At 66.8% G+C, this 22,160-nt stretch carries 18 protein-coding genes, 2 tRNA genes and 1 pseudogene; 9 read left to right on the top strand and 12 right to left on the bottom strand.

Going from position 1 to position 22,160, the window contains the following annotated elements; translation table 11 throughout:
* Positions 1-139 precede the first annotated feature (139 nt).
* Positions 140-1,198 carry a hypothetical protein gene (locus ACQUQ0_RS06125; RefSeq protein WP_435183827.1) on the top strand — a complete coding sequence of 353 codons (1,059 nt, stop codon included), beginning with the start codon at positions 140-142 and terminating at the stop codon, positions 1,196-1,198.
* Complete coding sequence (locus ACQUQ0_RS06120) at positions 1,173-2,627, top strand: aldehyde dehydrogenase family protein (RefSeq protein ID WP_435183825.1); 1,455 nt, start codon at positions 1,173-1,175, stop codon at positions 2,625-2,627. The genes ACQUQ0_RS06125 and ACQUQ0_RS06120 overlap by 26 nt, the downstream gene beginning before the upstream one ends.
* A 338-nt stretch (positions 2,628-2,965) precedes the next feature.
* On the opposite strand, the gene ACQUQ0_RS06115 is transcribed toward ACQUQ0_RS06120, so the two are convergent.
* Positions 2,966-4,348 carry an NAD(P)/FAD-dependent oxidoreductase gene (locus ACQUQ0_RS06115; RefSeq protein ID WP_435183824.1) on the bottom strand — a complete coding sequence of 461 codons (1,383 nt, stop codon included), beginning with the start codon at positions 4,346-4,348 and terminating at the stop codon, positions 2,966-2,968.
* A 152-nt stretch (positions 4,349-4,500) separates the two neighbouring features.
* Here ACQUQ0_RS06115 and ACQUQ0_RS06110 point away from each other — a divergent pair, with 152 nt between their 5' ends.
* Together ACQUQ0_RS06110 and ACQUQ0_RS06105 are read left to right on the top strand one after the other, a co-directional pair.
* Positions 4,501-5,598 (top strand): molybdopterin-dependent oxidoreductase, encoded by a 1,098-nt coding sequence (locus ACQUQ0_RS06110; protein WP_435183822.1) that lies wholly within the window; start codon positions 4,501-4,503, stop codon positions 5,596-5,598.
* A gap of 70 nt (positions 5,599-5,668) precedes the next feature.
* Positions 5,669-6,340 (top strand): helix-turn-helix domain-containing protein, encoded by a 672-nt coding sequence (locus tag ACQUQ0_RS06105; RefSeq protein ID WP_435183820.1) that lies wholly within the window; start codon positions 5,669-5,671, stop codon positions 6,338-6,340.
* 116 nt (positions 6,341-6,456) lie between these two features.
* On the opposite strand, the gene fdhF is transcribed toward ACQUQ0_RS06105, so the two are convergent.
* Positions 6,457-8,496 carry a formate dehydrogenase subunit alpha gene (gene fdhF, locus ACQUQ0_RS06100; protein WP_435183819.1) on the bottom strand — a complete coding sequence of 680 codons (2,040 nt, stop codon included), beginning with the start codon at positions 8,494-8,496 and terminating at the stop codon, positions 6,457-6,459.
* A 350-nt stretch (positions 8,497-8,846) separates the two neighbouring features.
* Here fdhF and ACQUQ0_RS06095 point away from each other — a divergent pair, with 350 nt between their 5' ends.
* Complete coding sequence (locus tag ACQUQ0_RS06095) at positions 8,847-9,848, top strand: hypothetical protein (RefSeq protein ID WP_435183817.1); 1,002 nt, start codon at positions 8,847-8,849, stop codon at positions 9,846-9,848.
* Between the two features lie 815 nt (positions 9,849-10,663).
* Here ACQUQ0_RS06095 and ACQUQ0_RS06090 read toward each other — a convergent pair.
* The 5 genes from ACQUQ0_RS06090 to ACQUQ0_RS06070 all read right to left on the bottom strand — a co-directional run bounded on the left by ACQUQ0_RS06090 (position 10,664) and on the right by ACQUQ0_RS06070 (position 14,074).
* Positions 10,664-10,734, bottom strand: a tRNA-Pro gene (locus tag ACQUQ0_RS06090).
* A 100-nt stretch (positions 10,735-10,834) separates the two neighbouring features.
* Positions 10,835-11,728: an RNA-guided pseudouridylation complex pseudouridine synthase subunit Cbf5 gene (locus ACQUQ0_RS06085; protein WP_435183816.1), complete on the bottom strand. Its 894-nt coding sequence runs from the start codon at positions 11,726-11,728 to the stop codon at positions 10,835-10,837.
* A gap of 21 nt (positions 11,729-11,749) precedes the next feature.
* On the bottom strand, positions 11,750-12,328 hold the full coding sequence (gene cmk, locus ACQUQ0_RS06080) for a (d)CMP kinase (protein WP_435183814.1): 579 nt from the start codon (positions 12,326-12,328) through the stop codon (positions 11,750-11,752).
* Positions 12,329-12,406: 78 nt separating this feature from the next.
* Positions 12,407-13,318 (bottom strand): DUF106 domain-containing protein, encoded by a 912-nt coding sequence (locus ACQUQ0_RS06075; protein ID WP_435183813.1) that lies wholly within the window; start codon positions 13,316-13,318, stop codon positions 12,407-12,409.
* Between the two features lie 117 nt (positions 13,319-13,435).
* Complete coding sequence (locus ACQUQ0_RS06070) at positions 13,436-14,074, bottom strand: adenylate kinase (protein ID WP_435183812.1); 639 nt, start codon at positions 14,072-14,074, stop codon at positions 13,436-13,438.
* Between the two features lie 137 nt (positions 14,075-14,211).
* On the opposite strand from ACQUQ0_RS06070, the gene ACQUQ0_RS06065 reads away from it, so the two are divergent.
* The 3 genes and pseudogenes from ACQUQ0_RS06065 to ACQUQ0_RS06055 all read left to right on the top strand — a co-directional run bounded on the left by ACQUQ0_RS06065 (position 14,212) and on the right by ACQUQ0_RS06055 (position 17,638).
* Positions 14,212-14,610, top strand: coding sequence for a hypothetical protein (locus tag ACQUQ0_RS06065; RefSeq protein WP_435183811.1), 399 nt, complete (start codon positions 14,212-14,214; stop codon positions 14,608-14,610).
* A 212-nt stretch (positions 14,611-14,822) separates the two neighbouring features.
* Positions 14,823-15,248 (top strand): annotated as a pseudogene (locus ACQUQ0_RS06060) (universal stress protein); the annotation flags it as partial.
* 134 nt (positions 15,249-15,382) lie between these two features.
* Positions 15,383-17,638, top strand: coding sequence for an amino acid permease (locus ACQUQ0_RS06055; protein ID WP_435183810.1), 2,256 nt, complete (start codon positions 15,383-15,385; stop codon positions 17,636-17,638).
* 46 nt (positions 17,639-17,684) lie between these two features.
* Here the strand turns inward: ACQUQ0_RS06055 and ACQUQ0_RS06050 are convergent, their stop codons facing one another.
* The 5 genes from ACQUQ0_RS06050 to ACQUQ0_RS06030 all read right to left on the bottom strand — a co-directional run bounded on the left by ACQUQ0_RS06050 (position 17,685) and on the right by ACQUQ0_RS06030 (position 20,880).
* Positions 17,685-18,002 carry a DUF5785 family protein gene (locus tag ACQUQ0_RS06050; RefSeq protein ID WP_372390356.1) on the bottom strand — a complete coding sequence of 106 codons (318 nt, stop codon included), beginning with the start codon at positions 18,000-18,002 and terminating at the stop codon, positions 17,685-17,687.
* 151 nt (positions 18,003-18,153) lie between these two features.
* A tRNA-Ser gene (locus tag ACQUQ0_RS06045) sits at positions 18,154-18,237 on the bottom strand.
* Between the two features lie 58 nt (positions 18,238-18,295).
* Entirely contained in the window at positions 18,296-19,057 is a 762-nt protein-coding gene (locus tag ACQUQ0_RS06040; RefSeq protein WP_435183808.1) for a TIGR04282 family arsenosugar biosynthesis glycosyltransferase, read from the bottom strand.
* Between the two features lie 65 nt (positions 19,058-19,122).
* A complete protein-coding gene (locus ACQUQ0_RS06035; protein ID WP_435183806.1) occupies positions 19,123-19,758 on the bottom strand; it encodes a uracil-DNA glycosylase in 636 nt (211 codons plus the stop codon).
* Between the two features lie 72 nt (positions 19,759-19,830).
* A complete protein-coding gene (locus ACQUQ0_RS06030) occupies positions 19,831-20,880 on the bottom strand; it encodes a P-loop NTPase (RefSeq protein WP_372390349.1) in 1,050 nt (349 codons plus the stop codon).
* 150 nt (positions 20,881-21,030) lie between these two features.
* On the opposite strand from ACQUQ0_RS06030, the gene moaA reads away from it, so the two are divergent.
* Positions 21,031-22,017, top strand: a complete 987-nt coding sequence (gene moaA, locus ACQUQ0_RS06025) for a GTP 3',8-cyclase MoaA (protein WP_435183836.1) — start codon at positions 21,031-21,033, stop codon at positions 22,015-22,017.
* Positions 22,018-22,160: the final 143 nt, after the last annotated feature.

Here is a 22,160-nt window from a genome sequence, read left to right as displayed (position 1 = left end):
ACAGGTTCGCGGCTCGACGCTCCGAGACGAACGTCTTGACTGGGAACATCGTTCGTCGGGTGACGCGGTCGCGTCACCCTTGCCCGCTGTGACTTCCAGCTACTGCTGAGATCTGACCAACAATCGTTTACCCAAGAGCGTGAAGGAAATTGTACAGTTACATTTCGACGAAGAAGACGGTGCTCCGTTCTGGATCGAAAAGAAATCTGAACTATCATTTAATCCTATAGAAGACGTTGAAGAAGTACCTGACTTGCAATTATTTGCCGATGACCCGTCCTACAGTTCTTTCCCCGTAGATAAACTTCGATCTTCTCCCCGTGACCTCATTCCGAAAAAATACGATCCTTCCGAGTACGGCATATACAGCACTGGTGGACGAACTGGTACCCCAAAATGGACTGTCTGGGTAGATGATGGTGTCACCAGTAGAATCCACAGAAAAATGAATCAGATTCTTGATGAACACGGTGTCTCACGGGGTCGAGATCTATTTTATATTGGGCCAACCGGACCCCACGTATTCGGTCACTCAATGAAATCTATTGCAAACGAACGAAATGGATCCTTCCTAACGATTGATCTCGATCCTCGTTGGATCCGTCAAACAAAAACAGATCCAGACTTGCAGGATACCCCTGCAAGTGAAAAATATCTCGACCACTTGCAAAACCAGTCACAGGACGTACTGAGGCAACACGGGGAAGAAATCGGGATTCTCGTCTCAACCCCAACCATCATTCAAATGCTATATCAATCTGATGTGCTGAGTCGACTCCAGCTAGACGCTGTCATCTTTGCAGGACAAGCCATCAAACCCGAAAATTATCAACATCTCTCGCAGGAATTGGACGCCTTCTTCCAAGGGTGGTACGGAAACACCCTCATCGGTGCTCAACCACAGGTGGATTACTCTGCTGAACACGATGCTGTCGTGTATCAACCGCAAGAGGGTCACGTTATCTTCGAGGTTATTGATCCGAAAGCTGCCAACAACGACGAATACACGCAGGTCGAATACGGTGAAACAGGTCGTACAATGGCTCACGTCGTTCGTGAGGGGCTCCTTGCACCGTATTTAATAGAAGACGACGCCGCTATCAGACTCCCACCTAAATCGGATCATATCTCAGATTGTCTCGGCAACCCCGACATCCCACAAAACAAAGCAGATGACATCGAATCCGGCGTCTACTGAGGACAACCGAGTGATTCAGTCAGTTACCGGTGAGTCCCGAGAGCCATACGTCACAGAGCCCGTGACCGACTATCGTGAACAAGCAATCGCAGAAGTCGAACGCTTCCCAAGTATTCAACTTTCGTCTGTCATCGAAGGGAATCGGACGGCTGGACACCAAGAACTCAACAGCGTTAGTATTCACGAACTGACGGCTACGTTACAACGTGCAGGTCAGTATTTTGCCGAAGGGGATGTCGGTCCGAGCAATACTGGCCCAGAAGAATACATCAGGAACGTCGTAAGAGTCACCGGACTACCGATTACGACAGTACGATCTGCCGTTGAAACGATTCGCCAGACGTTCGAGAACGTCGAAAGCGCAATCCGAGCCCAGACTCCCTCGACCAATCTCCGCATTCTCGACGATCTGTACTACGAGTCGCCTGAGAAGACCACTATTGGCTATGTACCGAAAGGGCACAACCTTGGATTACTGGCCCCGAGTAACCACCCAGCAGTTCTCTCGTTAGCTTTGGTTGCGTACGCGATGAAGTATCCGCTGGCTATCCGTCCGTCGGATGGGGATCCTTTCACACCCGCTCGTATCGTTCACGCGCTTCATGAAGCGGGAGTACCAGAGGAATCGGCCATTCTGCTCCCCGGTGACCGAGAGGTCGGTACAAAGATCTTGGAGCAATCGGACCTGGCAATGGGATTCGGTGGTGAGCAGCTTCAACGGAAATACGCTTCGTCGCCCGGGGTGAAAATCCACGGCCCCGGAAACAGCAAAGTGTTCGTCGACGCCGACTACGCGGAACAGGTGGAGACCATCGATCGGCTCGAAGAGGCGATGATGGCAGACGGCGGTCGCGGTTGCATCAATATGAGCCAGATCGTTACCACTGGGGATGCAGAGACCATCGCCAACCGCCTTGCACAGCGGATTAAGGACGTTCCAGTTCGATCCCCACTTGATGAGGACTCCAGAATTCCAGCACTCTCAGATCCAGATCAGGCACACCGACTCGACCAGCTGCTCACGACGAACCTCTCCTCTCCTGGTGCAGAGGACGTTACTGAACTATACGATTCACGGCCTCGCGTAATCGAACAGGATGGGGCGACGTTTTTGCGACCCACGGTTGTTCTGCTCGATTGGAGCGAGTTCGAAAACGGAACGCACGACCTATTCCAAGAGTTCCCTTTCCAGTACGCTAGCGTCGTTGCCGTACCAGAAAGCGAGGTTGTGACCGCTCTCTCGGATTCGCTGGCTGTGACACTCCTATCAGATAGTCGTGATTTAGAACGGAGAGCCTTGAAAGAGCCGTCTATAGAGAAGTTGTATGCTAACGGTGAATTGACGTGCGACATCGATCTCTTGGAACCACACCAAGGGTATATCTCCGACTTTCTGTACAAGAAGCAAGCCTACCGACCCTCGGTATGATCAACGGTGCTTCAGACATCCACTGTCGCAATATGAGGACGTGTTAGTCCAATCATCCAACTCTTATATTATTTGCAAATAATATCCATAGCATACATAAAATGTACGCCCGGAACACTAACGACCGGCCTCATCCCGTGGCGGCACGCCGCGTCGGCCGGGAAACCCTCGTGTCGGGCGGTCCGTCTGTGGGGCGCGGACGGTCCCTGTGTCGCACACCCGGGTTCGCCGCCGTGTCATCGCTCCCGTGACGGGAGTACTCGGGCGGGGACTGAGGGTGCGCACTCGGGGGAAGGCGGTCGAGGGCAAAGGCCGTTCCGACTCACCGGCCCGATCCGCTACACCGTGTAGTCGGACTCGCCGATCTGGACGTACTTCCCGTTCCGGAAGGAGAACTTCGTCCGCTTGTAGGTCGTGACGAGCTTCGCGGCGCCGAACCCGGCCCTGAGGTTGCTCGTGTCGAAGAGCCCGTAGCCATCGCTGTTTTCGAGGAGCTTGCGGGCCGTAGCGAACGCCCAGTCCCAGTCGTCGGGCTCGTAGTCGTGGACGATGTCGGCCATCGCGACGTTGCGGAGGATCTCGTCGCCGATGGCGTCCTTCCAGCGGGCGTTGTAGGGTGCGAGGTCACCGTCGGCGGCGAGTTCGCCAGCGATCGCGCCCGTGCGGACGGCCGTGTGGTCGCCGCCCTCGTGGAACGCCGAGGTCGCGCCCATCGCGCCGCCGACGACGGCGACGCCCGCGCCCGTGGGAGAGTCGATCGGCCGCGTCGAGGAGATGGCGTAGGTCTCGGTTCCCTTCGACTTCCCGCGGTCCTCCACGAGCGGGAAGTCGTCCTCGATGTCGTACTCGTCGCCGTACTCCTGTTCGAGCAGCCGGCGGATGTACTCCGTCCCCTGGGGGATCCGCTCGTCGTCGGGCCGCAGGAGCGGGTAGTCCTCGCGGTTCTCGACGGCGTCGATGTCCATCCCGATCGGCATCGTCAGCCCGATCCGGGCGACGTTGTCGTCGTTCGGGAAGATCCACGGGTAGGCGGTGTGACCGGGCATATGTCCCCACCAGAACTTGATCGCGCCCGCGACCTCCTCGAAGACCTCCTCGGGGAGCCGGCGGTGCTCCTGGTAGGCGATGTGGTTCGTCTCGCGGGTCGAGAGCCGCTCCGTGACGTCGAACGGGAGGCACTCGTCGAGGACGCGGTTCGTCACCTGGCGCTGGGGGCCGTCCGCGAGGATCAGGAACTCCGCGCCGAGTTCGTCGCCGCTCGCGAGTTCGAGTCGGTGTCGCGGGCCGTCGCCGTCGCGGTCGGTCTCGACGCTTCGGACCGAGACCCCGGCGCGGTACTCGGCGCCGGCCTCTTCCGCGCGGTCGCGGAGGAAGTCGTCGAAGCGGGCCCGCTGCATACAGAACCCGAAGTTGTCGTACGAGGACTCGATCCCCGTCGACCGCAGCGTGAGCGACTCCGAGGGGCCGATGAACTCCGCGCGGTCGAGCGTGCCGAGGACGACGCCCTCGGGCATCTCGTCGGGGTGGATCCCCATGATGTCGACCCAGTAGTCGAGGATGCCCGCGGCGTCCGTCGAGTCCGGTCCCAATCGATCGGGGCGGTCCGCCCGCGGCACCCCTTTCTCCAGGACGACCGCCGACGCGCCGCGGGACGCGGCCGCGTGGCCGGCCGACGAGCCCGCGGGGCCGCCGCCGACGACTGCTACGTCGAATCGCTCCATACCCGTAGGCGATGCCGGCCGAGTATTATACTGTCGCTGTCGGTCACTCGGCGATCCGGTCGGTGTCGGCGGCGGCGACGGAGCCCCCTCGATGCCCTCGCCGTCGGTCTGCGGCCCGAACGCTTCTTGCGGCGGAGAGCCTAACAACGGGTATGTGGCCATCCTCCCGGCTCCGCGACGTCGCCGACGCGGTGCGGCCGCCGACGCGGCTCGTCGACTGGTCGCTCCTCGCGCTCGTCGTCGTCGAGGCCGCTTCGGGACTGCGTTCCTTCACGGTGGGGTCGCCCTCGGGCTGGCCGCTGTTCTGGCTCCACCGGATCGTCGGGCTGACGATCGTCGCGCTCCTCGGATTCAAGCTCGCGCGGGTCCGCCACCGGCTCACGGACCGCTCACGGTGGCGCCCCACGACCGCACTCTCGGTGGCGACGCTCGTCGCGGCCGTCGGCGCGCTCGCGACGGGGATCGCGTGGGTCCTCGGCCTCGACGCCCGGCTGTGGCTCTGGACGCTCCTGAGCGTCCACGTCGGCTTCGGCCTCGTGCTCGTCCCGCTCGTCGCCGCCCACCTCGCGACGCGCTTTCGCCTCCCGCGGCGTCGGGATTTCCACCGTCGGCGGACGACGCTGAAGTACGCGGCGCTCCTCCTCGGCGGGGCCGTCGTCTACCGAGCGCAGGAAGTCGCGAACGACGTCCTGGAGACGCCGGGCGCGGACCGCCGCTTCACCGGGTCACAGCCGCGTCAGGGCGACGGCAACAGCGCGTTTCCGGTGACCTCGTGGGTCGCCGACGACCCCGACCCAATCGACCCCGGCGAGTGGTCGCTGGCGGTTCGCGGCGCGGTCGAGACGCCGCTGTCGCTCGCGTACGACGAGGTCGTCGTCGACGGCGAGGCTCTCAGCGAGCGCGAAGCCCTCCTGGACTGCACGAGCGGCTGGTACACGGTCCAGCGGTGGCGCGGGATCCGCGTCGGCGATCTGCTGGACGCCGCGGGCGTCGACGAAGGCGCGCGGTTCGTCCGCTTCGTCTCCGTCACCGGCTACCGGTGGTCGCTCCCGGTCGAGGAGGCTCGCGACGCGCTCTTGGCCACGCACGTCGCCGACGAGGGGCTGAGCCACGGCCACGGCGGCCCGATGCGGCTCGTCGCGCCCGGCCGGCGCGGCTTCCAGTGGGTCAAGTGGGTCGAGCGCGTCGAGGTCCGTCGCCGCGACGACCCCGCGCAGTGGCTCGCGACTCTCGTCAGCGGGTTCGAGTGACCGCCCGGGACCGACGCCCGGCGGCACCCCGACCGCAGTGAACTTCCCTGTCCGGTCGTAACGGCCGATAATGGCGGATGGCATCCGCGCCAAACTGGCGGTAGACGTAACAGCCGGCTGTCCGATCGCCGAACTATCGGCGCTCGAGGACGGCGATGACAGCGAGCGGCCGCCCGTCCGGGACGTGATCTGGACCCGGGCGACGGACGGATCGGTCACGGAGGAATTCCGCGTCGACGCGGCCGTCGCAGCCGACAATCCGGAAGCCGTGACGAATGCCGAGTCGGTGATGGAGATCGGCGACGACCGCGTCTACCAGTTCACGCGTGACACGTCCTGTGCCTGTGAGGTGGTCGAACGGTTGGGCTGTCCGATCTCGGACGTGTACGCGACCGAGGGCACCCTTATGCTCACGTTGTGTCTGCCCGACACGGACCGGCTCCGGGAGATCGTCGCGGCCCTCGACGACCTCGCCGAGCGCGTCGCCGTCCGGTACTTGGTCCGGTCCACAGCCGAGGGAGACGAGGGACGGGATCCGACCGTCGTCGATCGCGGGTCGCTGACCGAACGGCAGCGCGAGGTGCTCAGGACGGCGCACCGACTGGGCTACTTCGAGTACCGCAGCGGGGCGAACGCGGGCGAGGTGGCCGACTCGCTGGGAATCAACGACTCCACGTTCGCGGAACACCTCTCGAAGGCGCAGTCGAAACTCCTCGAAGAGGTGCTTCGGGCGTCGGGGTGAGGCCGTCGGATCGCACCGTGCGCACGGTTTCCACACTCCCTGGTGCCGAGCTGTACCGCGGACTCCTGTCCGACAGTACGAGGTCCGACTGATCCGGATCGGCGTCCGGACGCCTGTTACGCCGGTTCGACGCTGACCGGCGTGTGCTTGTACTCGGGAATCTTGGCCGTCGGGTCAAGCGCGTCGCCGGTGATGCGGTTGACCGGCGCATCCTCGAAGTGGAATGTCAAGAAAACCGTTCCGGGGCGGACGGCGGGGGTCACATCCGCCGGCACGGTCACTTCTCCGCGCTCGCTCGCGACGCGGACCTCGTCGCCGTCGTCGATCCCGCGCTCGGCGGCGGCGTCGGGATGGATCCGCAGCGCGTCCTGGTCGGCCATCCGGGAGAGCGTCTCCGACCGTCGCGTGAGCGCGCCGCTGTTGAAGTGGGTGATGATGCGGCCGGTGATGAGCGTCAACTCGTCGTCGGCCGTGTCCTCGGCGGGCGGGACGTGCTCGACGGGGACGAGCGGGGCCGTCCGCTCGCCGCTGGCGAACCGGTCTCTGTGGAGGATCTGCGTCCCGGAATCGGCCCCGGCGGGGAAAGGCCAGCGCTGGCCGCCCTCTTCGACGCCGGCGTACGACATCCCACCGTGGATCGGCGAGACGCGCGTCAGTTCGTCGAAAACGGCCTCGGGAGCAGTGCGGAACGAGCGGTCGGTCAGGCGCTCGCCGAGAGCGGTGACGATGTTGAGGTCGCGGCGAGCCTCCCCCGGCGGGTCGGTCATCGGGCGCATCCGGAGGACCTGCCGATCGGTGTTAGTGACGGTGCCACTCTTCTCGGCCCACGCACTACCCGGCAGGACCACGTCCGCGTACTGCGCCGTCTCGGTTTCGAATAGGTCGATGACGACGAGGAAGTCCAGCTCCTCGAACTTCGCGCCCACGCTGTTGCCGTCGGGTTCCGTGAGCGCCGGGTTCTCGCCCAGCACGACGGCCCCACGGATCTCGTCGCCGAAGGCGTGTGTCATCTCCACCTCCGTGAGCCCGGGTTCGGCCGGGGGTTCGACGCCCCACTCGTCGGCGATCGCCTGTCGGTCCTCGGGGTCGGTCACGTCGCGGTAGCCCGGGAGGACGCTCGGGAGCGTCCCCACGTCGGAGGCGCCCTGGACGTTGTTCTGTCCCCGGAGCGGATTGACGCCGGTCCCGCGGCGCCCGACGTTGCCCGTCAGGAGCGCGAGGTTCACGAGCGCGTGGACGTTCTGCGTCCCGCAGCGGTGCTGACTTATGCCCATCCCGGTGAAGGCCGCGGCGCGGTCCGCCTCGCCGTAGGCCCGCGCCGCTTCGCGCAGATCGCTCTCGTCGACGCCCGCGAGGTCGGCGTTCTCGGCGACGTCGACTTCGTCCAGGAAGGTCCGGAGGTCCTCGACACCGGTCGTCCGCCGATCGACGAATCCCTCGTCGACGAGCCCCTCCTCGACGATCACCGCGGCCATCGCGTTGAGCAGCGGAATGTCGTGCCCCGGCCGGACCGGCAGGTGGACGTCCGCGGCGTCGGTGGTGTCGTTGGCCCGCGGATCGATGTGGATCAGCGTCGCGCCGTCGCGGACGGCGGGGAGGAGGTACGACCGGAACGCGACCGGGTGTTGCTCGGCCGGGTTGGCCCCCGTCACGAGGAACGCGTCGGCCTCTCCGAGGTCCGAGAGGGAATTCGTCATCGCGCCCGCCCCGAACCGGTCCTGCATCGCGGCGACGGTCGAGGAGTGGCACAACCGCGCGCAGTTGTCGACGTTGTTGGTCCCGAGGACCCGCGCCAGCTTCTGGAGTACGTAGTTCTCCTCGTTGGTACAGTTCGAAGACGCGAAGAAGCCGACGGCGTCGGGGCCGTGCGCCGACACGATCGTGCCGAGTCGGTCCTCGATCCGCCCCAGGGCCTCCTCCCACGACACCGGGGCGAAGCCGTCGCCATCGCGGAGCAGCGGTTCCGTGAGTCGGTCGTCGTGCTCGACCACGTCGAACGCGGCCGCGCCCTTGGGACAGATCTCTCCCTTCGTATTGATTGGCCCTTCGACACCGGTCGATTTCCCGCTCTGTGCAACGTAGGAGAGACTACACCCGACACCGCAGAACGGGCAGACGCTCTCCCGCGGTTCGACAGCGTGTTCCGCATCACTCATCGTCGGTCGTCACCGACCCAGCCTACGTCGCCGACTCGCCCGAGAGTTACCCCGAACTTTGCGGCGTTTTATCCAACCCGGATCTGTCTCCCAGGGCTGACGGTCGCGAGGCAGGGCGTTCCCGAGCCTCACACTGTCGGACAGGACTATGTGACTCTGATCGGTACCACGGGGCACGTGATGGTTCACCGACTTCTGTCCGACAGTATCACGATCGCGATACTGCACTCCCCCGCCGCGCCGGACGACCGTTCACCGGCATCGAGCCGCCGTCCGGCACCCGGCAGTATATAAAGGGGCACGACATTACGGGGAGGACACACCCGGTGTCCGGGAATATGTAGACCCGTATGCGAACCGCCGTCCGAGGAATCGGACTCCTCCCGCTCAGCATCGCACCCGCAGCATTGCTCGTCGCAGCCGCCTTCGGAGTCACCGGATCCACCGCGTCGATTCCGGCCGCCCTCCCGTGGGTCGCGGCCCTCCTGGCTATCACCTGCATCGGCTACGTCGCGGGCCTGGAAGCGGACTCGGTCCTCCGCCGCGGGACCGAGGAGCCGGAGACGCTCGATCGGACCGACGCGGCGACGGTGCTCGCGGTGGCGGCCGGTGCGCCCCTCACTCGCGTCCTAGCGGTCGACGTCGGGCTGAGCGTCATCGTCGCCGCGGCGCTGATCGGGCTCCTCGCTGACCGCCTGGTCCCGTCGTACGGTGCGGCCGTCTACTGCGGGACGTTCGTCGGGATGGCCTCGCCGGTACTGTTCGCGGACGTGACGACCGTGACGGCTGCGGGGGTCGTCGCCGGGATGGTATTCGTCGCCGCTGACCGGGCCTTCGACGGCTTCGGCGGCAAACTCGGGACCACCGCGTTCGTCGGGTGCGTCGCGCTCGCCGCGGCGACCGGCGCCAGCGGCAGCGCCGGGGGTGCCGTTCCGCTCTCGACCGCGATCGGGTACGTGTTCGCCGGCGCGGCCGCGGCGGGTATGACGTACGTCAGCTCGGTCCACCTGGGTCACGGGCCCGTCCAGGCGTCCGCGCTCGTCGGCCTCGTCGGCGGCCTCGTCTGTCCGCCGCTGTTGCCCGCGGGCGAGGGCCTCGCTGCGGTCGTCTTCTGTGCGTCCTTCGCGGGGATGGCCCAACCGGCGCGAGTCCCTGATGAGTGGACGATGACCGTCACGGGCGCGCTCTGTGGCCTGCTCGTTGCCGCCACCAGCACCGTCTTCGTCGGGTTCGGCGGCAAACTCGGGACGATCGCGTTTGCCGCCTGCTTGATCGTGCGCGCCCTGCTCGCCGCCGGCACGGACGCGGCCCCGATCTCCCTCCCGACGCCGGCCGACGGCCTGCGTTCGTGATGCGTTCGGACGGAAGTTAGTGAACTCCTCGGCTCCCATCGGGCGCCGACGAGAGAAACCGTCCGATGGTGCGAGCCGATCGAGAGGATCGGACCGCCGGCGACGGACGCAGATGACGTCGATCCGCCTCACCAACGCCTGTGACGGTGAAGTAGCTGTGTCGAAGTAACGACTGAGATATAAGTTGCCGAGACTGGTATACCGGGACGATGGAAGGAAGTGACAGATTTATGTTCTATGCATCGTTACTGCTGGGGGCGATCCTCCTGCTCGGAGCCGTTATTGCACTCGTCTTGGGCTAACACTATCGGACAGAACGATGTGAATAGTAGCGTCACCGTGGTGCCGAGACGTTTCACGCAGTTCCGTCCGACAGTATCACTCCCTCTTCGTGAGACGGGACCACTCGTCCCGGCGTCTCCTGGAGGTCGTTTTGGGTCGACGGACCCCACCGTCGCACACACGTCTGTGAAGAATTCCGCCACTAGAGCCGGCGAATATCCTGCAATCGCCGTATTCGGTGGTATCGAATTCGGAGTCTTCGTCCGGTGGACGGCACTCGCCTCCGTAGACACTGTTCCGCCTCTCCATTCGGACTTCGTGACCGTGCTCTCCGTTCTGAAGCGTCATGAGCAGCGACTCCACACGGCCCGTTCGACCGACGGCGCGTCGGGATCCGCACGCTCGTTGCTCGCGGAACTCACGACGCGCTAGTGCCTGACAGTAGATAGTGTGAAGCCTGGTGACGCGACGTCACCACCCGCCTAAGACTCGCTCGTATCGCTTCCGACGGTGAATCCACGGAGGGTTGGAAGTGGGACCGCTGAGAGTCGAACTCAGGTCCTACCGACCCCATCGGCAGAGGATACCACTACCCCACGGTCCCAGGGTGCATTCGGAAGGAGGCAACTGCAACCGTTAAGTCCTTCGTTTCGCCGCGCGGGCCGCCAGTCGATAGCACAGTCGAGCGCCCGACAGAGCGGGTGTCAGACCAGCACGCGTTCGAGCGCGACGACCTCGCCGCGCTCGGCGTCGGGGTCGCCGACGAGCCGCCCCAGACACACCGCGGCGTCGTCGGGGGTGAAGCAGGCCACGAGGGGCGCCTCGTCGCTTTGCCCCACTGCGTCGAGGTCCGAGTCGGCGTCGACGACGCCCGGCGCGTACACCGGCGCGCCCTCCGCGATCTGTTCGGCCGCCGAGACGGCGACGGTCAGCCGCGGGAGGTGCGACAGCGCCCGCTCCGCGGGCGCGACGACGGCTCTGAGTGGCTCTTCGTCGCCCTCCTCGGCGAACGCGAGCGCGTCGGTCAGATCGGCGGTCGAGACGAGGTCCCGGTCGTCGAACGGATCGGTCGCGGTCCGCCTGAGGTCGCCCATATGCGCGCCGGTCCCCGCCGCGAGGCCCAGGTCGTGGCAGAGCTTCCGGATGTAGGTACCGCTCTCACAGCGGATCCGGAGGAGCGCCCGCCGCTCTTCGACCTCCAGGACGTCGAGGTCGTAGATCTCTCGCGTCCGGAGGCGGCGCGCGACGGCGCTCTTGCGCGGCGGCTTCTGGTAGATCTCGCCTTCGAACTCCGCGGCGACGGCCTCCAGGTCGCCGGGCGCGGGCCCGTGGAGTTCCAGGACGGCGACGTACTCCTTCGCGCCCTCCAGGAACACCGGCGCGAGGCGGGTCGCATCGCCCAGGAGGATCGGCAGACAGCCGGTCACCTTCGGGTCGAGCGTCCCGGCGTGGGCGGCGCGGTCGACGCCGGCGGCGTCCCGCGCCCACGCCGACACCTGGTGGGCCGACGGGCCGGCGGGCTTGTCGAGGTTCACGACGCCGAAGGACAGCAGTTCCTCGACGGTGCGGTCCGCCGGAGGCGCGCGAAGTTCAGTCATTGGTCTGTCATCCCGTTCTGCTCAGAAGTCGTAGCTGACGCCCTCGACGGCGTACTTCCCCTCGTCGTCGCCGTGGTCGTACGCCGCGACCGCCGTCGTCAGGATCTCCGGGACGTCCTCCTGGCTCCAGCGGGCGGTGTTCAGCGCGATGTCGTAGATCGAGAGGTCCGAGATGTCGATGCCGTAGTACTCCCGGTAGCGGAGGGCCTCGCTGTCCTCGCGGGTGCGGGTCTCTTCGAGCGCCTGCTCGGCGGACTTGCCCTCGCGCTCGGCGATCCGCGCGGCGCGGACCTCGATCGGGGCGTCGAGCCACAGGCGGAGGTCGGCGGCGTCGCCGGCGAGCCACCCCGCGAGGCGCGATTCGAGCAGGACGTCGTCGCGTTCGAGGGCGATCGTCCGCAGGCGGCGGTCGAGGTCGCGGTCAATCTGGTCGTCGTCCTCGGCGAGCTGATTGAACTCCACGGCGGTCATCCCGCGCTCGGCGGCGAGTTCGCGGAAGATGTCGCCGCCGCTCACGTGCTCCAGATCGAAGGCCTCCGCGAGCGCCGTGACGGTCGTGCTCTTGCCGGCGCCCGGAGGGCCGGAGACGGTTAGCAACATACCTATGCTGGGAGAAGGCGCGTAAAAGAGGTTGTCTTTGCGCCCGACTGGCGGGAGGGGCAGGCCGCTTCGGTCGTCTCAGGCGCTCGTCGGCGAGATGTCGATGTTGAGGCTCTTGCGGATGATCTGGGTGAAGCCCATCGAGCAGAGGAAGTACCAGACGATCCACGCCTGGATCGGCCCGATGACGGACTCGGTCCAGGCGACCTGCCCGCGCAGGGGGAGCACGAGCGGCTCCAAGTCGTGGTGAGCGGTGGCGTTGCCGCCGACGCCGATGGTCCAGTACATCCAGAGGAACACCGGGATGGTGAGGAACATGATCCACACCATCGGCCGGAACTGCTCTTTGAACATCCCGAGCTGGTCGCCCATCGCGTCCATCTGCTCTTCCTGGATGGCGTCCAGCGCCTCGTCGTCGCCGGCCTCTTTGGCCTCTTTCCGGCGCTCCTGGATCTCCTTCATCTTCTCCTGGTACTGCGCCATCTTCTCGGTGTCCATCAGGTTCGCCTGCAACAGCGTCGAGTACAGGCCGGTCGCGAGCGCGAGCACCATCACGACAGCGTAGAACGGCAGGAGCTCCTGAAGCGGGCTCAGCGGGACGTCCATCACGGTGCCGATGACGTCCCGGAGCGGCTTCCAGGAGTAGCCGACGAAGAGCCCGAGCGTGACGACCGCCGCGCCCTTGTCGTAGGTCGACCACGACGAGTCGTCGTCGCTACTGCTCCCGGACGAGGTCGCCGACGCCGAGGCGGAGGCGGGTTCGAGGCCCTCGCGCGTCGCGTCGGCGTCGGCCAGCTCGAACCCCTCCTCGCCCTCGACGAGGACTCCCTTCTCGATGAGGCGGCCCCACTGGCCCGAGGAGATGTCGCCCTTCACGTCGAGCCATTTGACCTCGCCGTCGTCGGCCCGCTCTAAGACCGTCTCGACGGCCGCACGCATCTCGTCGTCGTCGGAGACGAGCGTGCGGACCTTCGATTCGATTCGTGGCATCTACCTACGCGTACCGCCCCATCGGTTATGAACCTTTTACTCTGCGCGCGTCGGGACGCGCCGCTCGCGGCTCGACGCTTCGAGAACGGTCCTCGGTCCTCGGCCCTCGACGGGAGATTACGCGTCGACGACGTCGACGAGCGCCTCGAAGACCTCGTCCGGCGAGCCCTCGCCGTCGACCTCGACGAGGACGCCCTCCTCGCGGTAGTGCTCGACGACCGGCGCGGTGTTCTCCTCGTAGACGCGGAGGCGCTCGCGGACGGTCTCTTCGGTGTCGTCGTCGCGCTGTTCGAGGTCGGCGCCGCACTCGTCGCAGACGCCTTCTTCCTCCGGCGGAGCGAACTCGACGTGGTAGCTCGCGCCGCAGTCCGGACAGACCCGGCGGCCGGTCAGGCGGTCGACGAGCTCCTCGTCGTCGACCGAGAGGTAGATCACGGCGTCTAAGTCCGTGATGTCGGTGAGGAACTCCGCCTGTTCGAGGTTCCGTGGGTAGCCGTCGAGGACGTAGCCGTCGGCGCTCGTGAGCGCCTCCTCGACGATGGCGTTGACGACCTCGTCGGGGACGAGTTCGCCGGCGTCCATGTACTCGCCCGGCGTGTCGTACTCGGTGTCCATGTCGCTGATGTCCATCCCCTTGTTGGACCGGAGCGCGTCGCCGGTCGTCACGTGTTCGAGGTCGAACTCCTCGGCGAGGCGCTTCGACTGCGTGCCCTTGCCGGCCCCCGGCGGGCCCAGAAGCAGGATGTGCTTACCCATACCTGCCAAGATTGGACCCGCCCGTATAACGTTGAAGAAACGCGTCCGAGCGTATGCGCCGTCATATCACGTCGCACGGACGCTCCCGTCGCGTCCTAGTCGGTGCCGATTTGGGGACCGGACGCGTGTGCTCGCCTATGAGTCGCTTCGACGCCGACGACCCCCGCGAGCGGAGGAAACTGTTCGCCGACGCCATCGCCGCCCACCGGACGCGGGCGAGCGCGTTCCTGACGCTGGAGGCCGACCACGACCCCGAGATCGACGGCGAGGACTCGCCCGCGCCGTGGGTCCAGTTCGCCGAGAGTACCTTCAACCTCGACGTCGACGACGAGGAACTGACGGCCCTGAACGACCTCGTCGACGACTTCCCCGCCTTTCGGATCGACCAGCTGGAGTCGCCCGAGGAGGCCGAGGGGACGAACGTCCGGATCACGGCCCGCTCCGACGCCAACCGCCTGGCGGCGTTCGCCGACCGCGTGTTCCTGGAGGTCTACGGTCGCGACGACGGCTACCGGGCGTGGGTGACGGCGATCTGAACCCCGGGAGAGCGTCGCACGCCGTCGTTCGCAGTGGGAACCCCTATACGGGACGGCGCCGTATGCGGGGTGTATGAGTGAACACCGGACCGACGGCGTCTCTCTGTCGGTCGCGCGTCCCGATCGGCGAACCGCACACGCGGCACGGACCGTCGACGGACGTCGTCGCCGCGGTCAGCCCTCGCGAAACCGATCTCCGACACCGCACGCGAATGAGTGAGGTCGACCCCTTGTTCGCCCGCCCGCTGTTTCCCGTCGCCAACGAGGACGACGCCGACCGAACGCTCGCTTCGACCCTCCCGTACGTGCGGGCGGCCGGCGGCCGGGCGACAGTCCTCCACGTGATCGAGAAGGCCGGCGGCGCGCCGGACAAGGCGCCGCTCGAAGCCCGCGAGGAGGCCGCCGAGGAGATCTTCGACCGCGCGCGCGAGGCGGCCGACGCGGCCGACGTCGCGGTCGAGACCGAACTGCGCTACGGCACCGACGTCGCCGAGGCGATCGTCGCGGCCGCACACGAGATCGACGCGACCGCGATCGTGTTCTCGCCCCGCGGCGGCCGGTCGTGGTGGGACCTCTTCAGCGGCGACGTCCGCGAGGCGCTCACCACCGGGAGCGACCTCCCCGTGGTCGTGTTCCCCGAGGCGGAGGCGGAGCCGGAATCGGAATCGGAATCGGAGCCGGAATCGGCTTCCGAATCGGCGGCCGACTCTCCCGACGAACCGACGGACGAGTCGCCCGACGGGAAGGGCGACCCGCCCGGAGGTGACGGCGCGTGAGCGGCCAGGAGGAAGAGCTCGCGAAGGACCTCGGCCCGCTCGCCGCGCTCACCATCGGCGTCGGGACGATGATCGGCGCGGGGATCTTCGTCCTCCCCGGCGACGCGGTCCTCCGAGCCGGCTCCTTCGCCGCGGTCGCGTTCGTGCTCGGCGGCGTCATCGCGATGTTCACGGCGCTGTCGGCCAGCGAACTCGGCACGGCGATGCCCCGGTCCGGCGGGGCGTACTACTACGTCAACCACGCGCTCGGCCCGCTCTTGGGCTCGGTCGCGGGCTGGGCGAACTGGCTCGGGCTGGCGTTCGCCAGCGCGTTCTATATGGTCGGCTTCGGCCGCTACATCTCCCGGATCTTCGGCGTCAGCGGCCGGATCGGGATCGGTCCCGTCGGCCTCGACGCGGTGACGCTCGCGGCCGTCGTCGGCGGCGCGTTCTTCGTGTTCGTCAACTACGTCGGCGCGAAGGAGACCGGCCGCCTCCAGAACGCCATCGTCATCCTGCTCGTCGGCATCCTCGCCGTGTTCACGCTGCTCGGGACGTTCCAGGCCGATCTGGCGAACCTCCCCGACCCCAGTACGGTGGGGGAGACGCTCGGCACGACCGGGTTCATCTTCGTCTCGTACCTGGGCTTCGTCCAGATCACGAGCGTCGCCGAGGAGATCCAGGACCCCGGCAAGAACCTCCCGCGGGCGGTCATCGGAAGCGTCGTCCTCGTGACGGCGATCTACGCGCTGGTGCTCCTCGTGATGAGCGCGGCCGTCCCTCAGGGGTTCATCGCGGACCTCGTCACGAACGTCGCGCCGGGCGAGACCCAACCGATCGCGGTCGTCGAGGTCGGCCGGCGAGTGCAGGGCACGGCGATGGCCGGTGCGCTCCTGCTCGGCGGACTGCTCGCGACCGCCTCCAGCGCGAACGCGTCGATCCTCGCCTCCTCGCGCATCAACTTCGCGATGGGTCGCGATCGGATCGTCACGCCGGCGCTGAACGAGATCCACCCCCGCTTCGGGACGCCGTACCGCTCGATCGGCATCACCGGCGGGCTCATTCTCGTGTTCATTCTGCTCGGCGATATCGGCCTGCTCTCGGGTGCGGCCTCGGGGCTCCACCTCATCATCTACGGCCTGCTGAACATTGCGCTCATCACGATGCGCTATGTGGATCCCGAGGAGTACCAGCCGGAGTTCACGGTGCCGCTGTTCCCGCTGCTCCCGGTCGTCGGAACCGTGCTCTCCTTCGCCCTCCTGGCGTACGTCGAGCCCGACGCGCGGCTGCTCTCGTTCGGCATCGCCGCCGCGGCCGTCGTCTGGTACCTCGCGTACGCTCGCTCGCGGGCGACGAAACAGGGCATCCTCGGGCAGTACGTCCTCAGCCGCTCCGACGAGATGCCCGACGCCGCGGTCTCGGCCGCGTCGTCGGTTCAGCCCGACGGCGGCGACTACCGCGTGCTGGTGCCGCTCGCGAACCCCGCCCACGAGACGGACCTCATCTCGCTCGCCAGTACCGTCGCGAAACAGCGGGACGGCACGCTCGTGGCCGTCCACATCGAGCAGGTGCCCGACCAGACGGCCCTGGAGTTCGCCCGCGAGGAGATGGACCTCTCCGAGTCCCACGAACTCCTCGAACGGGCCCGAGAGGACGCCGAGGAGTTCGGGGTCCCGGTCGAGACCCACACGGTCCTCTCCCACCAGAGCTTCCAGGGCGTCTTCGACGCCGCGAAGACCTACGACGCCGACCTGACGGTGATGGGCTGGGGGCCGGGCTCCCACGGCGCCCCGGGTCGCGCCGAAGGGGCGATCGACGAGCTCGCGTCGTCGCTGCCGTGTGACTTCCTCGTGATGAAGGACCGCGGGTTCGACCCCTCGCGGATCCTGCTGCCCACCGCGGGCGGTCCCGACTCGGAACTGTCCGCGCGGATCGCCGACGCGCTCGGCCGCGAGTACGACGCCGAGGTATCGCTCCTCCACGTCGCGGACGACGAAGGCGAGGGGCGGGCGTTCCTCGAAACGTGGGCCGAGGACAACGGCCTCGGCGACGCCGAACTCATCGTGGAGACCGGCGACGTCGAGGCGGCGATCGAGCGCCACGCCCGCGACGCGACGATGCTCGTCGTTGGCGCGACCGAACGCGGGCTCCTGTCGCGGATCGTGCGGGGGACGCTCGTCCTCGACGTCCTCGACGACGTCGAGTGCTCCGTCCTTCTGGCCGAGCGCAAGCGCAAGCGGTCGCTCTGGCAGCGGCTCTTCGGTCGCCGGTAGCGGAAAACCGATCCGAACCGAAAATCGGGGGATCGCTTCTCTCGCCTTACGCCTCGCCGTCGACGAACTGATCCGCGCCCTCGTAGAACCAGTAGCCGTTCTCGCGCATCGCCCTTCCCACCGCCTTGTGGAAGTCGACGAAGTCCTCGAACTCGGACTGTTCGACGCCCTCGAAGATCTCCCGCAGCGAGACGACGCGGTCGTAGTCCAGTCGGACCGGGTCGTCACCGTACTCCTCGACGAACTCGTCGCGGTCGAGCGGGAAGTCCGATTCCTCGTCGACCTTCTTCGCGATCACGGCGTGGCCGTACTTGCGCCGTCCCTCGGAGCCCTCCTCGCCGTCGGGGTCGTGTGGCCAGTCCATACCCGCGTGTTGGGAGGCCGCGCCAAAGCCGTTACGCATCCGCCGTCGGCGACGTGGATGTGCGCTCCCTGATTCAAATCCCAGGTGGCCGCTTCGCTCGCTCAGCGGGGTGGCGGAGACGAAACTCCGGCACGGGTACGCTCGCAGAAGACGGTGGGACTGGGATTTGAACCCAGGAGGCCTGACGGCCACCTGCTCTCAAGGCAGGCGCAATAGTCCGCTCTGCCATCCCACCACAGTCGACCTTTTCCGACGGCGCGTCTAAGAGTTGTCGGTCACGGACGACTACGCGGTCACTCCCGGATGAGCTCCAGGTCGCCGTCGTCGCCTTCGACCGCGGCCAGTCCTTTCTCGACGACGAACTCCGCGGTGTGGGCGGGCACGACCCGTTCGGCCTGCCAGCGCGAGCGGATCATCGGAACGACCGTCGCGAGGTCGGCACCGGTCCTGACGGTCGGCTGCATCTCGATGAAGCCGACGTCGCGGTCGGCGTCGTTCGCGCGGTCGACGAGCGTCTCGGCCTCGGGCGCCGCGAAGGCCCCCTCGAAGTCGACCGGCTCGCGGAAGCCCGCGAAGTACACGCGCCCGTCGGTCGACGGTCCCAGCACGACCGCGTTGGAGCGGAGCTTCATCGCCGCCGAGTCGATCGTCGAGCGGAGCAGGAACGGGGCGTCGCCGCGGACGACCGCCGCCGACTGGACCCCCTCCTCTCGGAGGAGGTGGGTGAGCGTGTTGCCGGCGCGCGCCGACAGCGACGAGCCGACCTGCACCTCGAAGCGCGCCTCCCCGGGGTCGTCGAGCGCGTCCTCGGCGACGCCGCGGACCGCCGCCTCGGCCGGCTCCTCGGGGTCGACGTGGGACTCGGGAAGCAGGTCGTCGGGTCGGTAGTTCACGAGCAGGTCGCCCCCGGAGCGCTCGACGGCCTGGAGCGTGTCCTTGAGCATCGCTTCGGCGAGCGCGGCGGTCTCGGACTCCGAGAGCGGGCTCGTCTCCGCGAGCCGCGGCAGTGCGAGTCCGGGTCGCGGCGGGTCGGCCAGGACGGCGACGACGGTCATACTCGCGTCTCGGCCGCCGGCGGTCTTGAACCCGACGCTCCGCGGCCGACGCCGCTCCCGACGTGCTATCGGCCGCGACGCCCCTTCGTCTGCCGGTAGTCGCGAGAGAAGACGTTCTCCAGCAGATGCTCGACGAACGCCTCGGTCTGGGCGTCGGTCTGGGACTCCAGATCGACCATCGGCACCAGCTCGAAGCCCCGGCCGCGGATCGTCGTCGCGTGCGCCTCTCGGGCGTCGATATCGCCGGGGCGGTTCGTCGTGTAGTCCGTCGCGAGCGCGTCGAGGACGCGCTGGCCGATCGGGACGATGATCTCGGGGTTGATCATCCGCACCTCGGCGTTGAGGTAGGGCTCGCAGGTGCGGACTTCCTCGTCGGTTGGCGCGCGCTCGGGGTGGCGACAGCGCGTGAGATACGTGAGAAAAACGTTCTGGAGGTCCGGCTCCTCGCTGTCGGGTTCCGAACGGGCGAAGCCGAGTTCGCCGAGGATCGACTGGAGGCGCCGACCGGCCGCATCGCCCGTGAAGGGGACGCCGGTCCGGTCCGCGCCGGCGTGGGGGCGCTCGGCCACGAAGAGGAACTCCGCGCCGACGTCGCCGTAGCCGTGGACGACGTTCGACCGGGCCTCACAGAGGCTATCGCAGTTCCGGCAGTCGGCGTCCATGCTGAACGGGTTCGCGAGGGAGTCCTGTTCGGCGTCCACACTCCCCGTACCGGTTCGGCGGGCAAAAACCGTCGCATCCGCGGTTGCCGTCTCGGCCGCCGTCGCGGACCGTCAGCGACTCCGCCGGGACGCCTCGCGCCGCCGCACCACGCCGGTCATATCGGCCACGTTCTCGGTCATCACCCGGAACGCGTCGGCGGTCTCGCCGTCCTCCAGGACGACCGGCTCGCCGCCGTCGCCGCCTGTCCGGACCGCGGGGTCCAGCGGGAGCGCGCCCAGGAACGGCAGTTCGTGCTCCGCGGCGAAGGCCTCGCCGCCGCCCGTCCCGAAGATGTCGTGGGTCGACCCGCAGTCGGGACACCGGAACGTCGACATGTTCTCGACGATCCCGAGGACGTTGGTGTCGTGCTTGCCGAACATCTCCAGGCCCTTGCGGGCGTCGTCGACGGCGACGTCCTGGGGTGTCGTGACGATCACGGCGCCCGTCAGGGGGAGGGTCTGGAGGACGGTCAGCTGCGTGTCGCCGGTGCCCGGCGGGAGGTCCAAGACGAGGTAGTCGAGCTCGCCCCACTGGACGTCCTCGACGAGCTGGGTGAGGAGCTGGTGGACCATCGGGCCGCGCCAGATCACCGGGTCGTCGTCGCCGACGAGGAAGGCCATCGACATCAGCTTCATCCCGTAGCGCTCCGGGGGGACGATGGTGTCGTCGCCGGTCGCGCGGGGCGCCTCGTCGGCGGCGACCATCCGCGGGACGTTCGGGCCGTAGACGTCGGCGTCGAACAGCCCGACGTCCGCGCCGAGCTTCGAGAGCCCGGCCGCGAGGTTCACCGCGACGGTGGACTTGCCGACGCCGCCCTTCCCCGAGGCGACGGCGATGATGTTCTCCACGCCGGGGAGGACGTCCTCGTCGGCCGCGACGTCCGAGGCGATGCTCGCAGAGAGGTCGACCTCGTAGTCGGTGTCCGAGAGCGCCTCGCGGACGTCGCGGGCGATCTGCGTCTCCGTCGGCGAGTACGGGGCGCCGAGCGCCAGCGAGATCCGCACGACGCCGGCGTCGTCGTCGACGTCGACGGCGTTCACAAGGCCGAGTGAAACGATATCGTCGCCGAGGTCGGGATCCGAGACCGAGGCGAGTCGGTCCCGGACGGCATCGACGTTCATACCCCGTCGTCGGGCGGAGCGGCCGATAAGCGTTGTGTCCGTCGGGCATCGGCTCGATCGGCTACGGACGGGGAATATGTAACCACGACACGTTACGCACACCCCGCGGACGACGGCGAATTTATGAGCGTCCCCACGAAGTGTCCGACGATGCTCGAAGACGACTTCGGGCGCGAGGTGTCGGGCGTTCGCGTCTCCCTGACGGACCGGTGCAACTTCGACTGCGTCTACTGTCACAACGAGGGGCTCGGCGACACTCGCGGCCCGATGGACCCACAGGACGACGAGATGACCGCTGACGAGGTCGTGCGCTTCCTCGAGGTCGTCTCGGAGTTCGGCGTCGAGAAGGTGAAGTTCACCGGGGGCGAGCCGATGCTCCGCGGCGACCTCGAAGAGATCATCCGGCGCACGCCCGACTCGATGGAGGTCTCGATGACGACGAACGGCTCGTTCCTCCCCGGTCGCGCCGAGGCGCTCAAGGAGGCGGGCCTCGAACGCGTCAACGTCTCTCAGGACGCCATCGACCCCGAGGCGTTCGCGGAGATCACCAAGTCGGGCGCCTACGAGAAGGTGATCGAAGGCGTCGAGGCCGCCCTCGATGCCGGGCTCGACCCCGTGAAACTGAATATGGTCGTGTTCGAGCACACTGCGGGATACGTCGAGGGGATGGTCGACCACGTCGCCGAGAACGACGGCCTCCAGCTTCAGCTCATCGAGTACATGCCGGAGCTGACGGGCCACCCCGAGTGGAACATCGACATCCAGCGGGTCCACGACTGGCTCGAAGAGACGGCCGACCGCGTCGAGACTCGGGAGATGCACAACCGCCGGCGCTACTACGTCGGCGAGGACGGCGACGGCGAGGGCGGGATGGTCGAGATCGTCGACCCCGTCGAGAACCCGCATTTCTGTGCGAACTGTCACCGGGTCCGCGTCACCCACGAGGGCTATCTCAAGGGCTGTCTCAACCGCAACGACGACCTGCGCTCGATGGGCGAGATGAGCAGAGACGAGATCAGGGAGACCTTCCGCGAGACCGTCGCAAACCGCGTGCCGTACTACGGCGAGTATATGGTCAGAGAGGACGGCGAGTGGGTCGTCAACGACGACTACATCGACGCCGCGGTCACCCACTGACGCGACGCGCCTCCGCCCGACATTCTCGTTCTCGGAATATTTTACGTCCGTTCTCGGCCTCGCTCTCGACCTCGTTTTCGCTCCGATTCTCGCTCCGATTCGGTTGTGCGACTATATGACTATTCTACACAATATTAAACCGG

The organism is Halobellus sp. EA9 (genome assembly GCF_051195055.1).
Taxonomy (GTDB): Archaea; Halobacteriota; Halobacteria; order Halobacteriales; family Haloferacaceae; genus Haloquadratum; species Haloquadratum rubicundus.
Note: the sequence above shows the minus strand (reverse complement) of the source record. Positions and strands in the feature narration are given on the sequence as shown.